The organism is Enterocloster aldenensis (assembly GCF_003434055.1).
In the GTDB taxonomy this organism is placed as follows: Bacteria; Bacillota; Clostridia; order Lachnospirales; family Lachnospiraceae; genus Enterocloster; species Enterocloster aldenensis.
Window position 1 is genome coordinate 214,067 of sequence record NZ_QVEX01000003.1, and the last position, 13,363, is coordinate 227,429.

The 13,363-nt window shown below is 53.1% G+C and carries 13 protein-coding genes; 12 read left to right on the forward strand and 1 reads right to left on the reverse strand.

Annotated elements, in window-relative coordinates; genetic code table 11:
- The first annotated feature begins 27 nt into the window (after positions 1-27).
- The 7 genes from DWX59_RS09300 to DWX59_RS09330 all read left to right on the forward strand — a co-directional run bounded on the left by DWX59_RS09300 (position 28) and on the right by DWX59_RS09330 (position 7,897).
- Complete coding sequence (locus tag DWX59_RS09300; protein ID WP_008725346.1) at positions 28-690, forward strand: redox-sensing transcriptional repressor Rex; 663 nt, start codon at positions 28-30, stop codon at positions 688-690.
- Positions 691-761: 71 nt separating this feature from the next.
- Positions 762-2,303, forward strand: a complete 1,542-nt coding sequence (locus tag DWX59_RS09305; protein WP_117558350.1) for an NAD(P)H-hydrate dehydratase — start codon at positions 762-764, stop codon at positions 2,301-2,303.
- Between the two features lie 22 nt (positions 2,304-2,325).
- Positions 2,326-3,516 carry an alanine racemase gene (alr, locus tag DWX59_RS09310; RefSeq protein WP_117558352.1) on the forward strand — a complete coding sequence of 397 codons (1,191 nt, stop codon included), beginning with the start codon at positions 2,326-2,328 and terminating at the stop codon, positions 3,514-3,516.
- 122 nt (positions 3,517-3,638) lie between these two features.
- The gene (locus tag DWX59_RS09315; protein ID WP_117558354.1) at positions 3,639-3,986 is read left to right on the forward strand and encodes a type II toxin-antitoxin system PemK/MazF family toxin; all 348 of its coding nucleotides are present in this window, start codon (positions 3,639-3,641) and stop codon (positions 3,984-3,986) included.
- Between the two features lie 134 nt (positions 3,987-4,120).
- Positions 4,121-5,647, forward strand: a complete 1,527-nt coding sequence (locus tag DWX59_RS09320) for a hemolysin family protein (protein ID WP_117558356.1) — start codon at positions 4,121-4,123, stop codon at positions 5,645-5,647.
- Entirely contained in the window at positions 5,607-6,989 is a 1,383-nt protein-coding gene (locus DWX59_RS09325) for an MATE family efflux transporter (protein ID WP_117558358.1), read from the forward strand. The genes DWX59_RS09320 and DWX59_RS09325 overlap by 41 nt, the downstream gene beginning before the upstream one ends.
- 179 nt (positions 6,990-7,168) lie before the next feature.
- The gene (locus DWX59_RS09330; protein WP_117558360.1) at positions 7,169-7,897 is read left to right on the forward strand and encodes a YebC/PmpR family DNA-binding transcriptional regulator; all 729 of its coding nucleotides are present in this window, start codon (positions 7,169-7,171) and stop codon (positions 7,895-7,897) included.
- Between the two features lie 86 nt (positions 7,898-7,983).
- On the opposite strand, the gene DWX59_RS09335 is transcribed toward DWX59_RS09330, so the two are convergent.
- Complete coding sequence (locus DWX59_RS09335; RefSeq protein WP_117558362.1) at positions 7,984-8,895, reverse strand: DUF4397 domain-containing protein; 912 nt, start codon at positions 8,893-8,895, stop codon at positions 7,984-7,986.
- Positions 8,896-9,074: 179 nt separating this feature from the next.
- Between DWX59_RS09335 and DWX59_RS09340 the strand changes: the two genes are divergently transcribed.
- The 5 genes from DWX59_RS09340 (at position 9,075) to DWX59_RS09360 (ending at position 13,362) form a co-directional block, all read left to right on the forward strand.
- Positions 9,075-9,344, forward strand: coding sequence for a YabP/YqfC family sporulation protein (locus tag DWX59_RS09340; protein WP_117558640.1), 270 nt, complete (start codon positions 9,075-9,077; stop codon positions 9,342-9,344).
- Positions 9,345-9,409: 65 nt separating this feature from the next.
- Positions 9,410-10,660, forward strand: coding sequence for a sporulation protein YqfD (locus DWX59_RS09345; protein ID WP_117558364.1), 1,251 nt, complete (start codon positions 9,410-9,412; stop codon positions 10,658-10,660).
- 6 nt (positions 10,661-10,666) lie between these two features.
- The gene (locus DWX59_RS09350; RefSeq protein ID WP_117558366.1) at positions 10,667-11,662 is read left to right on the forward strand and encodes a PhoH family protein; all 996 of its coding nucleotides are present in this window, start codon (positions 10,667-10,669) and stop codon (positions 11,660-11,662) included.
- A 51-nt stretch (positions 11,663-11,713) separates the two neighbouring features.
- On the forward strand, positions 11,714-12,211 hold the full coding sequence (gene ybeY / locus DWX59_RS09355; RefSeq protein ID WP_117558368.1) for an rRNA maturation RNase YbeY: 498 nt from the start codon (positions 11,714-11,716) through the stop codon (positions 12,209-12,211).
- Positions 12,208-13,362: a DUF3048 domain-containing protein gene (locus DWX59_RS09360; RefSeq protein WP_117558370.1), complete on the forward strand. Its 1,155-nt coding sequence runs from the start codon at positions 12,208-12,210 to the stop codon at positions 13,360-13,362. The genes ybeY and DWX59_RS09360 overlap by 4 nt, the downstream gene beginning before the upstream one ends.
- The last annotated feature ends 1 nt before the right edge of the window (position 13,363 follow it).

A 13,363-nucleotide genomic window follows, 5' to 3' on the forward strand; every position in this document is an offset into this window, starting at 1 on the left:
AAACGCGTAAGGGGAAGGTGGAACACAATGGAACGCAAAGAGATATCAAAGGCGGTAATTTCAAGATTGCCCCGCTATTACCGCTACCTGGGTGAACTGATTGAGGAAGGTGTGGAACGCATTTCTTCCAATGAACTCAGCGCCAGGATGAAAGTAACGGCATCACAGATCCGTCAGGACCTTAATAATTTCGGAGGATTCGGCCAGCAGGGTTACGGTTATAATGTCAAGTACCTGTATGCTGAGATAGCAAAGATTTTAGGAATTGACCAGCAGCACAACCTAATCATCATCGGAGCTGGTAATCTGGGGCAGGCCATTGCAAACTATACGAATTTTGAAAGGCGGGGATTTGTCATCAAGGGCATGTTTGATATCAATCCCAAGCTGATTGGTCTGGTAATCCGCGGGATTGAGATCCGCTCCGTGGACGATCTGGAACACTACATCAAGGAGAATGAGATTCAGATAGCGGCCCTGACCATTCCAAAGACAAAGGCGCCTGAGATTGCTGACCGCCTTGTCCAGGCCGGTATCAAGGCAATCTGGAACTTTGCCCATACCGATCTGGTGGTTCCGGATGATGTGGTAGTGGAGAATGTCCACCTGTCTGAAAGTCTGATGCGTCTGTCATACAGGGTTTGCAGCATGTACGACCAGAAGACAGAAGAGGGAAAAGCATCAAAGTAAGAATCAGCCGGCAAGCAAAGGAGTCATTCTTTATGCTTGCCGGCTGTTGCTTTTACAGGAGGTAAATGCGGATGAGAACACTGGTAACGGCAAAACAGATGAAGGCCGTGGACGCCCATACCATCCATACCATAGGCATACCGTCCATGGTCCTGATGGAGCGGGCAGCCCTTTGGGTGGCAGAAGAGGCAGGGGCGCTGGCCGGACAGAAGGAAGTCATATGGGCAGTGTGCGGCACGGGCAACAATGGGGCGGACGGCGTGGCGGCGGCGCGTATGCTTTATCTGAAAGGGTATCAGGCGTGTGTCTATGTGGTGGGGGATTTGGAAAAGGGTACGGAGGAGTTTAAGGCCCAGGTATCCATTGCGCGCAGGCTCGGCATGGAGGTCAGGCCCTGGACCGCGGCGGCGGACCGGGAGTGCGGCCTTCTCATCGATGCCGTATTCGGCGTGGGTTTAAGCCGTCCCATTGAAGGGGAGTACAGACAGTGCATGGAAATGCTGGCGGATAAGAAGATTGCCCATACCGTTGCAGTGGATGTGCCCTCAGGAATCCATGGGGATACGGGGACTGTCATGGGGGTTGCGCTGAGGGCGGATGTCACTGTTACCTTTGGCTGGGAGAAGACCGGCACAGCCCTTTATCCGGGCAGGGAATATGCGGGCAGGGTAAAGGTATGCGATATTGGATTTCCGGAAACAGCCCTGATGGCCGTGGCGGAGGCAGAAGAGGGGAGCGGATATGCATTCACCTACGGGCCGGAGGACCTGGCGCGGATTCCGGGCCGTCCCGCCTATTCCAACAAGGGAACCTTTGGGAAGGTGCTGATTGCAGCAGGGTCAAGGAACATGTGCGGCGCGGCATATCTCAGCGCCCTGGCGGCTTACCGCACTGGCGCCGGGCTTGTAAAGCTCCTGACCGTGGAGGAAAACCGTCAGATCCTTCAGGAGCGTCTGCCGGAAGCCGTCATCGTCACCTACACGGCGGACCAGCTGATTTCAGGCAGGGAAGAGTTTAAGCGTATGATTGAGGAGCAGATGAACTGGGCAGATGTGGTGGTGCTGGGGCCGGGGCTTGGCAGTGAACCATATGTGGAATACCTGGTGGAGGATATACTGACCAGCGCCTTTGTGCCTGTAATCATTGATGCGGACGGCCTCAATGCCATAGCCGGGCATCCGTACCTGACCACCTATTATACGGAAAATATCGTGATTACCCCCCATCTTGGCGAGATGGCCAGGCTGACCGGGGAGGACATCAGGGATATAAAGGAGAATCTGGCCGGGACAGCCCTGGAATATGCGGGGCGTTACGGCATTACCTGTGTGCTTAAGGATGCAGCCACGGTGGTGGCAGGTAAGGACGGCACGCTCTACATTAATTCCAGCGGTAACAGCGCCATGGCCAAGGCCGGGTCCGGCGATGTCCTTACGGGCATCATTGCAGGCCTTACGGCCATTGGGATGGAGGAAGGGCAGGCAGCGCTGATGGGGGTATACCTTCACGGCAGGGCAGGAGACGCGGCAGCCAGGAAGACCGGGCAGCACAGCCTTCTGGCATCGGATCTGGCCCATGCAATCGGAGCTGCCATGGAGTCCGCGGCAGAATGACAAAAAACAGGAGGCAGATAAGATGAAACCATACAGCAGGGTATATGCGGCCATTAATCTGGATGCGGTGGCTGCCAATATGGAGGCCATGAAGGCAAACCTTCCGGCTTCAACATCCATGATTGGCGTGGTTAAGACAGATGGCTACGGACATGGCGCCGTGCCGGTTGCCAGGACCATTGACCCATACGTGGACGGATATGCCGTGGCATCCGTGGACGAAGGCATCATCCTGCGCCGCCACGGCATACGCAAGATGGTCCTTGTCCTGGGCGTGACCCATGAAAGCAGGTTTGAGGACCTGGTCCGGTATGATATCCGTCCGGCCATATTCCGGTACGGGGAGGCCCAAAAACTGTCGGCCGTTGCAGCCGCCATGGGGAAAAGGGCCAATATCCATCTGGCAGTGGACACCGGCATGAACCGCATCGGCATGAAACCGGACCAGGAATCCGCGGACATGGTGTTAAGGATCAGCATGCTGGAGGGAATCCGCATTGAAGGCATGTTCACGCATTTTGCAAGGGCGGATGAGGCGGATAAGACCACCTATGGACTGCAGTTTGGGAAATATTCTGATTTTGTGGAAATGCTGGGCAGCAGAGGGATTAACATCCCGATCAGACATTGTTCCAACAGCGCCGGCATCGTGGAGTCCCTGGGGTCCAACGGCCTTGACATGGTGCGGGCCGGTATTTCCATCTACGGTCTGTATCCATCGGATGAGGTGGGGAAAGATGCGGTGAAGCTGACGCCGGCCATGGAGCTTAAGAGCTTCATCACCTACATAAAGACCATTGGGCCAGGTGATGCGGTGAGTTACGGCGGCACCTTTGTGGCTGACAGGCAGATGCGCGTGGCCACGATCCCGGTGGGATACGGGGACGGTTATCCGCGTTCCCTGTCCGGCAGGGGTTCTGTCCTAATCCGCGGCCAAAGGGCCAGGATACTGGGCAGGATCTGTATGGACCAGTTCATGGTGGATGTGACGGGGATTGTGGATGCGGCAGAAGACGATGAGGTGACACTGATCGGAAGGGACGGGGATGGGTTCATTTCCGTGGAGGAACTGGCTGGAACCGGCGGAGGTTTCCACTATGAAATCATCTGCGGCATCGGCAAACGGGTGCCCAGGGTATATATACGGGACGGCCGGGTGATTGGGAAAAAAGATTATTTTAATGATATTTACGAAGGCTTCGGATATATGTAAAAGCCTACCATGCTCCAAATAAGCGTCTGAAACATATGATACTATTAGGTTACAGGGCAATGTATACACAGGTCAGATATTGCCAATACTAAGGTTGAATAAATTGACGGAGTGTGGACGATGTGATTATCAGACGTGGAGACATTTATTATGCGGATTTACGGCCTGTGGTGGGCTCCGAGCAGGGAGGAGTCCGTCCTGTGCTGATCATCCAGAATGACGTGGGCAACAAACACAGCCCCACGGTCATATGTGCAGCCATTACCTCAAGGATGAACAAAGCAAAGCTGCCCACCCATGTGGAACTGAATACAAGGCGGTGTGCTATGATCAAGGACTCCGTCATCCTTTTGGAACAGCTGCGCACCATTGACAAGCAGCGGCTGAAGGAGAAGATATGCCATATAGATGAGGAGCTTCAGCAGAGGGTGGATGAAGCGCTGATGGTAAGCCTGGAACTGCATACATAGGCAGGCACCATTGACGAAATATGAGAAAAATGTTATGATAAGCAGAGCTATGCCATGATTTAAGGGGCGTTGCCCTGCTTTTTACATGACAGAAACCAGGGCGGCATGAGTACGAAAGGAGTCTTTATAGTATTATGGACGATGGTTATTCGCCTGTCAGTATACTTGTATTGATTGGTTTTATCCTTCTGGAGGCTGTGTTTTATGGATTCGGTTCGGCAATTCAGAATGTGAATGAAGGGAAGCTGGAAGAAGAGGCCCGCCAGGGGAACCGGAAGGCTGCCAGGCTTCTTGAGATTGTCAACCGGCCGGGGCGGTTTGTGCACACCATTCAGATCACAACCCATCTGATTGGTATGATTACCGGAGCAGTCATACTCCCTGTGCTGGTCAACGGGCTGATGAGGCATGTCCATATCTTCAAGCCCATGGCCGGATGGTACGCCGGGACCTCCGGGGGGCCCTGGTATCTGGATTCCATGTGGTGGGAGCAGATACTGTTCATGGCGGCCGTGACCATTGCCCTGCTGCTTATCATCATCAGCTTCGGGATCATAATCCCCAAGCGCCTGGCTGCCAAGGAACCGGAAAAGTGGGGATACCATATGCTGCCGGTTGTCCTGTTTGCTGCCGGTGTGTTCCTGCCCCTGACCAAGCTGATCACACTTGTGTCAGCCCTTGTACTCCGGCTTTTCGGGGTGGATCTTGCGGATGACGATGACAATGTGACGGAAGAAGACATCATGTCCATGGTAAATGAAGGCCATGAGCAGGGCGTCCTGGAAGCGGACGAAACAGAGATGATAACCAATATATTTGAACTGGGGGACAAGGAAGCTTCCGATATCATGACCCACCGTACCAATATGACGGCCCTGGACGGCGCCATGCTGCTGGGGGATGCGGTGCATTTTATCTTAAATGAAGGCATAAACACCCGTTACCCTGTGTACCGGGAGGATATAGACGACATCGTGGGGATCCTGCATATGAGGGATGCCATGGTGTATGTGGAGATGGAAGAATATAAGGACAGGCCTTTGCTTGAGGTTCCGGGACTTCTCAGGGAAGCCAACTTCATACCTGAAACGCGGAGCATTGACACCCTGTTTAAGGAAATGCAGTCCGGCAAGATCCATATGGAAATCGTGGTGGATGAATACGGACAGACCGCAGGACTTCTGACCATGGAGGATATACTGGAGGAAATCGTGGGCAACATCATGGATGAGTATGATGAGGAGGAGGATTTCATTTCCGTCAGGGAGGACGGTTCCTATATCATGAGCGGGCTTACGCCCCTGGATGATGTGATGGATGTGCTGGATATCCAGTTCCCCGAGGAGGACAGCGATACATATGATACCCTGAACGGATATCTGATATCGCGTCTGGACCGCATACCCCAGGAGGGGGAGAATCCCCGGGTGGGGTTCGGCGGCTATACCTTTGAGGTGATCAAGGCCGGCAATAAGATGATAGAAAGCATCCACGTATTCCAGGACCAGGAGGAAGAAGGGGACGGCGGGAAGGACAGGGAAGGCCTGGGGACAGTACAGGGGAAAGACAGCAACAGCCCCCAGTCAGATAAATCCAAAAAAGGTTTGGTGGAAGGAAACGATGACAGGAATCATAGAGAGCACGAAGGAGATGTTTCGTGACAGCAGATTTTTAAGAAAAGCCCTTATGATTGCCTGCCCGGTAGCGCTTCAGGGCATGCTGAACACAGTGGTGAACCTTGTGGACACATTGATGATCGGCACCCTGGGGGCAACGGCCATTGCGGCCGTGGGGCTGGCCAATAAGGTCTTTTTTGTGTTTTCCCTGCTGGTATTCGGGATTGTCAGCGGCGCAGGGATCCTGGCCGCCCAGTTCTGGGGCAGCGGGGATGTAAAGAATATCAGGAAGGTGCTGGGGCTGTCCATCCTGCTTGCATTGGGAGGCGCCCTGTTTTTTGCAGTACCTGCAATCGCATGTCCCCAGGCCGTGATGCGTATCTTTACCACCAGCCGGGACAGCATGGAACTTGGGGCAAAGTATCTGAGGATAGCAGCCCTTACCTACCCCTTCATTGCGCTGACCAATGTGTATGTGGCCATGCTGAGGGCGGTAAACAGGGTGGTGTTCCCGGTCATTGGCAGCTGCATTGCCATTGTCATTAATATCTGCCTTAATTATGTGCTGATTTTCGGCAAGTTCGGCGCCCCGGCCCTGGGTGTGGCAGGCGCGGCCGTGGCAACCCTCATTGCGCGTGTGATTGAGGTGTGCCTCATGCTTACATATGTTTACACCAGGAAAATGCCCATTGCCTGCGGTTTTTCAGGACTTTTCGGATGGCCGTCCGCATTTGTGAAGACGTTTGTGCTCACATCCGCTCCTGTCATTGCCAACGAGTTCATGTGGGGCCTTGGCACTACCATGTATTCCCTGGCCTATGGCCGTATGGGGGACGAGGCGGTGGCGGCCATTACCATTGCCACCACCATACAGGATATTGTGGTGGTGCTGTTCCAGGGACTCAGCGCAGCCACTGCGGTCATCCTGGGCAATGAACTGGGCGCGGGCAAGATAAAGCGGGCTGAGAAGTACGCCACCCAGTTTTTCATCCTGCAGTTCATTGTCACAATCGCGTCGGCCTTTGTGGTGATTGGAATCAGGGGACCCCTTATCGGGCTTTATAACATCACGGAAGCGGTTGGCCGTGATGTGAACATATGCATCCTGATATTTGCATGTTATATGCCGGCCAAGATGTTTAACTATGTGAATGTGGTGGGAGTGTTAAGAAGCGGAGGCGACACAAAGATGTGCCTGTTCCTGGATACCAGCGGGGTATGGTGTATCGGCGTACCCCTGGCGTTTTTAGGCGCCCTTGTGTGGCATCTCCCCATCTATGTGGTCTATGGCCTGGTAATGCTGGAGGAAGTTTATAAGGCTGTGTTGGGATATATACGTTACAGACAGAAGAAATGGCTGAGGAACCTGACCGTGCAGGTGAGGTAGGGGAAGACCGGCCGGTATGGCGGACCGGATTTTTATTGCCGGTATGGCGGACCGGATTTTTAACTTGCCATATAAAAAAAATCGTGCTAAGATAGAAAAGATGTGTATAAAATACAGCATAGGCTGTATGAAGGATAGAAAAACAGGTTAAGAAGAATGAAGGAAAGGGTGTTTTATCGATGTCAGGACATTCAAAGTTTGCCAATATTAAACATAAGAAAGAGCGCAATGACGCGGCAAAGGGCAAGATTTTCACGGTAATCGGACGTGAGATCGCGGTGGCTGTAAAGGAGGGCGGTGCGGATCCGGCCAACAACAGCAAGCTGCGCGATGTGATTGCCAAGGCAAAAGCCAATAACATGCCCAATGATACCATTGACCGGGGCATTAAGAAAGCAGCCGGCGATGCTGCATCCGTGAACTACGAGATTCTTACATACGAAGGATACGGACCAAGCGGGGTAGCCATTATCGTTGACACGCTGACGGACAACAAGAACCGTACGGCTGCCAATGTGAGAAGCGCGTTTACCAAGGGCGGCGGCAACGTAGGGACCCCTGGAAGCGTGTCCTACATGTTTGACAAGAAGGGACAGATCATCATTGACAAGGAAGAATGCGGGATGGACCCGGATGAACTGATGATGGTTGCCCTGGATGCAGGCGCAGAGGATTTTGCCGAGGAAGAGGACAGTTATGAAATAATCACTGCCCCGGAGGATTTCAGCGCTGTGCGCGAAGCCCTGGAGGCCCAGGAAATCCCCATGATGGAAGCAGGTGTGACCATGATACCCCAGACCTGGGTGGAGCTGACGGATGAAGAGGATATCAAGAAGCTTAATAAGACCCTGGACCTGCTGGACGGGGACGACGATGTCCAGGCCGTGTACCATAACTGGGATGAGTAATACCCTGCAATAGGAACCTATACGGAAGGAATGACAGAAGGACCGGTCATGTGGCTGAATCAGCCGCATCCGGTCCTTTTTATGTTTTAGTTGGAGACCACCATGGTGCGCAGCCCGTCGGTTGCATTGGGCGCATTGAACATGTATAGGGTATAAGAATTGTTGGCGCTCATATTGGCTGCAGCGGTTGCCACGTAGGTAGACGGGTATGCGCCGGTCCTGGCAATATAGAGCTGATACCAACCCGGATAAAAGCTGGTATAGGGCGTTACTTCCCGGTAGCGTACATTGGTAAATGCCATGTAGGAACTGTTCTGGTTTCCAATGGACACGTCGAAGGGCCCAAGGTTCTGGGACAGGTTGCAGGCCCGCAGGCAGCTGGTGCCGGAAGGGGCGTTGCAGGAAATGTCGGAGATTTCCATGATGTCCAGGCCGCTGGCCGTGTTGATGATGGCAATTGTCATGGAGGAGGAAGCCCTTACCTGGACCGGTTTCTGGATGTAGACATATCCGTTGGCGCCGGATACGGTGATGGTCTGTGTGCCGGAGGCTGCCTGTACATAGCTTGTAATGTCCCCGTTTGCAAGCCCGCTTGCCACCATCCAGTTGCCGATGTACACATAGAAGGGCTGGTATCCCGTGGACGCGTTGAGGATGCGCACCCTGCCAAAGCTGGTGGCGGTGCAGTTGTAGCATGGGAAGGTGATACCGGGAATGACGGTGACGGAACCGCCTGTGCCGCCTGGGAAGATGGGGCGGAAAATAGGCGGGAAGTTTGGACGTCCGCTGTCCACCGGACCGCCTTCGCCTGGGTTGGGAAGGGGAATGACAGGGACGCCTGCGCCATTGTCCATGCTGTTCCCGCTGTCTACCGGACCGCCTTCGCCTGGGTTGGGAAGGGGAGTGATGGGGATATCCGCCTCGTTGATTTCAGCAGCGCTGACTAACGTGTCCGGATACCCATTTGCTCTGTCCATATGATAGGATTGGTTATTCATAACGACCTCACTGATTGATTGATTCAGTATAGTCTATTCAGGTGCAGGGCCAAATGTGAGTAATTTTTCAAAAAACCGGATATGTTATGGAAATACATGGGATGGATGAATTGAGACTGCATTTTCCTCCCATTAATGCATATAATAAAAAGAACCAGTGTATCAGGAGCGTGGATAGTATGTCATGGGAACCAAAGAAAACAGCTGTGTCTGCACTGGGTCTGCCCAGGGACGTAATCCTGGGTGATGTGCTTGTAAACTTTGTGGGCCGCGGACAGGTGAATGTGGAAAATTACAGGAGCATCCTTATATATACAGATACCCTGGTAAAACTTCAGGCGAAAAACTGTAAGGTACTCATCCACGGAAACCGTTTAAGAATTGATTATTATACATCCGAGGAGATGAAGATAACCGGTCAGATCGGTTCGCTGGAATTCGAAACATAAGTGGGCGAATGCCCGTAAGCGTCCGATGGACAGACGCTAAATGCTCATAGCGAGGAGGGGCCTGTTTGATTGTTTGGCTGTTACATAACTGGAAAGGATATGTAAGACTCCGTCTTCACGGCTATTCGCCGGAACGTTTCCTCAACCTGTGCAATGCCAGGGGGCTGGAAGTCTGGGAGCTTATGTGCAACCGGGACGGGGACTATGAATTTTATATGACAGTAGAAGGGTACCGCCGTGTAAAGCCCCTGGTACGCAAAGCCCAGGTAAGGCTGCATATCATCGGGCGTTTCGGTATTCCCTTTTTTATTTACAGGTACAGGAAGCGCTGGTATTTCGGGGCGGGCCTGGCGGCATTTTTCCTGGTGCTGTATGTGATGTCCCTGTTCATATGGGATATCCAGTTTGACGGCAATTACCGGTATACCTATGACACCCTCATACGTTATCTGGATTCCCAGGATATTGATTATGGGATGCTTAAATCCAGGATTAACTGTGAGGACCTGGAAGCATCCATCCGTACCAGTTTCCCGGAGATTACCTGGGTGTCGGCCAGGGTGTCGGGCACCAGGCTCCTGATCCATATCAAGGAAAATGAAGTGCTGTCCATTGTTCCCGAGAAGGACGAGACACCCTGTGACATTGTGGCTGACCGGTCAGGGACCATCACTTCCATGGTGGTGCGCCAGGGGATTGCCCAGGTTTCGGTTGGGGACGAGGTGGAAGAGGGACAGGTACTGGTCAGCGGACGCGTGCCCATAATCGGCGACAGCGAGGAGGAAATCAATGCCTATCTGGTCCATGCGGACGCGGATGTGGTGGCCAGGACATCCAGGGAGTATGAAAAGACATTTCCCATGCTCCACAGGGAACGGGCGGAAACAGGGCGCAGGCGCAGGGGATGGTATCTGAAGGCAGGCAGATGGTCCTTCACCTGCCTGCTGCCGGTCAGGGGACAGGGGGAATGGGATTACGCCATGGAAGAGCAGCAGCTCCGGCTGTTTTCCAATTTTTACCTGCCTGTCTACATAGGGGATATAAGGGGAAAGGAAATGGTTTCCTATGAAAGCAATTATACAAAGGAGGAACTGGAGCACATATCAAAAGCCATAAATTACCAATTTGTCAAAAATTTAGAGGAAAAGGGGGTACAAATTCTTGAAAATAATGATAGAATAGAAACAAGTGTATCTCAATGCAGGCTGAGGGGGGAGTTAGTGACCCAGGAATCCATTGTAAGGACCCAGCCCATGTCAAAATCCATGACGGAACCGGATACACAGCCAACTACAGAGCCAGAGGAGACGAGATAAGCCTAGATGAGTGTAATTGAGACCATGATTGACATCCCCGCTGAACATGAGAAGAATGTCTGCGGGCAGTTTGACACATACCTTAAGAAAATAGAGCGCACCCTGCATGTGACCATGATTGCCAGGGACGGCGAGATTAAGATCATAGGACCTGAACAGACCATAGGCCAGGCCAGGAGCGTGTTCAGCAACCTGATAGAACTGTCCAAAAGGGGCAATACGATCACGGAGCAGAATGTGGACTATGCCCTGTCCCTTTCCTTTACGGAGAAAGACGGCCAGATCCTGGAGATTGACAAGGACATCATCTGCAGGACCATTACCGGCAAACCGGTAAAGCCCAAGACCCTGGGACAGAAGAATTATGTGGATTCCATCCGGAAGAAGATGATTGTGTTCGGCATCGGACCAGCCGGCACCGGCAAGACCTACCTGGCCATGGCCATGGCCATCCAGGCGTTTAAGAACGGGGAAGTGGGGCGCATCATCCTGACCCGTCCTGCCATAGAGGCAGGGGAGAAGCTGGGATTCCTTCCAGGGGACCTTCAGAGCAAGATTGACCCGTACTTAAGGCCCCTGTACGATGCCTTATACCAGATCATGGGCGCTGAGTCCTACCTGCATAATTCCGAGAAGGGGCTGATAGAGGTGGCGCCCCTTGCGTACATGAGGGGACGCACACTGGACAATGCCTATATCATACTGGACGAGGCCCAGAACACAACGCCTGCCCAGATGAAGATGTTCCTTACAAGAATCGGTTTTGGCTCCAAGGTCATCATTACCGGCGACCAGACCCAGAAGGACCTTCCATCGGGAGCCGTATCCGGCCTGGACACGGCCCTTAAGGTGCTGAGGAAGATTGACGATATCGGATTCTGTTACCTGACCAGCTCTGACGTGGTGCGCCATCCGCTGGTACAGAAAATTGTACAGGCCTATGAATCCTATGAACAGAAAAATACGCCGCCTGCAAAGCGTGAGCGCCGCAGGGAGAGATGACAGGGAATGCCCTGACGGATGAAAGAGGGAAAGGCGAGGAGAGGTTTACCTATGACAATATCCATTGAATACGAAGCAGAAAGAAAGCTGGACCTGCCTTATGAGGAGATCATTCATGATATGGTGCTGGCTGCCCTGGATTATGAGGAATGCCCCTATGAGGCGGAGGTGAATGTAATCCTTACGGACAATGAGTCCATACGGGCAATCAACCGTGAATACAGGGAGATTGATTCCCCCACGGACGTATTGTCATTCCCCATGGTGGATTATGTGACGCCTTCGGATTTTGACCATGTGGAGGATGCGGTGGAGGATTATTTTAATCCTGAAACAGGGGAACTGATGCTGGGGGATATCGTGGTTTCCGTGGACAAGGTGGAGGAGCAGGCGCGCAGGTATGGCCATTCCGAACGGCGTGAGCTGGCATTCCTGGTGGCCCACAGCATGCTGCACCTGTTGGGTTATGACCATATGGAGGACGGGGAGCGGGAGCAGATGGAAGACAGACAGAGGAAAATTCTGGAAACCAGGGGGTATACGAGATGAAAAAAGGGCTCAGATGGATGGCGGTGATGATAGCTGCGGCCGGTCTCATGGCCGGGTGTGCCAAGGAGGCGGGCGTGGATGCTGCCGGCACCTCTGTCATGGAGACGCCTGCCGTGACCACTGAGCCTGAGCCTGAGATTGTCATACATTCCGAGAGGGAGACAGAAGATGCGGGGCCGGATGGGCAGGGGGACTATTACCTTCCGGAGGAACGGACGGAAAAGGACGGTATGATACGCAGCTACCTGACAGGAAAGATGGTGCCTGTGTCCCAGGGCAGCCGCCGTCCGGCAGCCGTGATGATGAGCAATGACAAGGAGGCGCGTCCCCAATATGGCATCAACCGGGCCGGGGTTGTCTATGAGGCCCCGGTGGAAGGCGGCATGAACCGCTATATGTCACTGATTGAGGATTATGATGACCTGGAACGGATTGGTTCCGTGCGCAGCTGCCGTACCTATTACACGTATTTTGCCAGGGAGTTTGATGCGGTCTATGTCCATTTCGGACAGAGCACATTCGCAAAACCTTATCTTGGCAATGTGGACAATATCAATGGCCTGGAGGGAATCGGGACAACTGCATTTTACCGCACAAAGGACAAGAAGTCCCCTCACAATGCATACACCAGCGGCCGGCGCATCACAGAGTCCATCGGAAAGCTGGGTTATGCCCCTGATTATGATGCCTCCTACCAGGGACATTACCTGTTTGCCAGGGATGGGAAGGAAGCAGGACTGGACGGGCGTCCGGGCGTTATGGACGCGGGCACGGTGCGGCCGGGTTATGCCATGAATCAGGCGTATTTTGTGTATGATTCCTCGGACGGGCTTTATCACCGGTATCAGTACGGCGGCGTGCACCAGGGGGATGAAGGTCCCATCACGGCCAGGAACGTGATATTCCAGTACTGCCAGTCCGGTTTTTATGCCACCACGGATTATCTGAATATTAATGTACATACCTCTGACTGCGGGTATTTTATGACAGGCGGCAAGGCCATTCCCATCAGCTGGGAAAAGGACGGGGAGTTTGGTGTTACCAGGTATTATGACCAGGAACACAATGAAGTGGTGCTGAACCAGGGACAGACATGGGTCTGCATCATCTCCACAAAAGACTTTGCCAAGTCAGAAATAATTGGGAAATGAG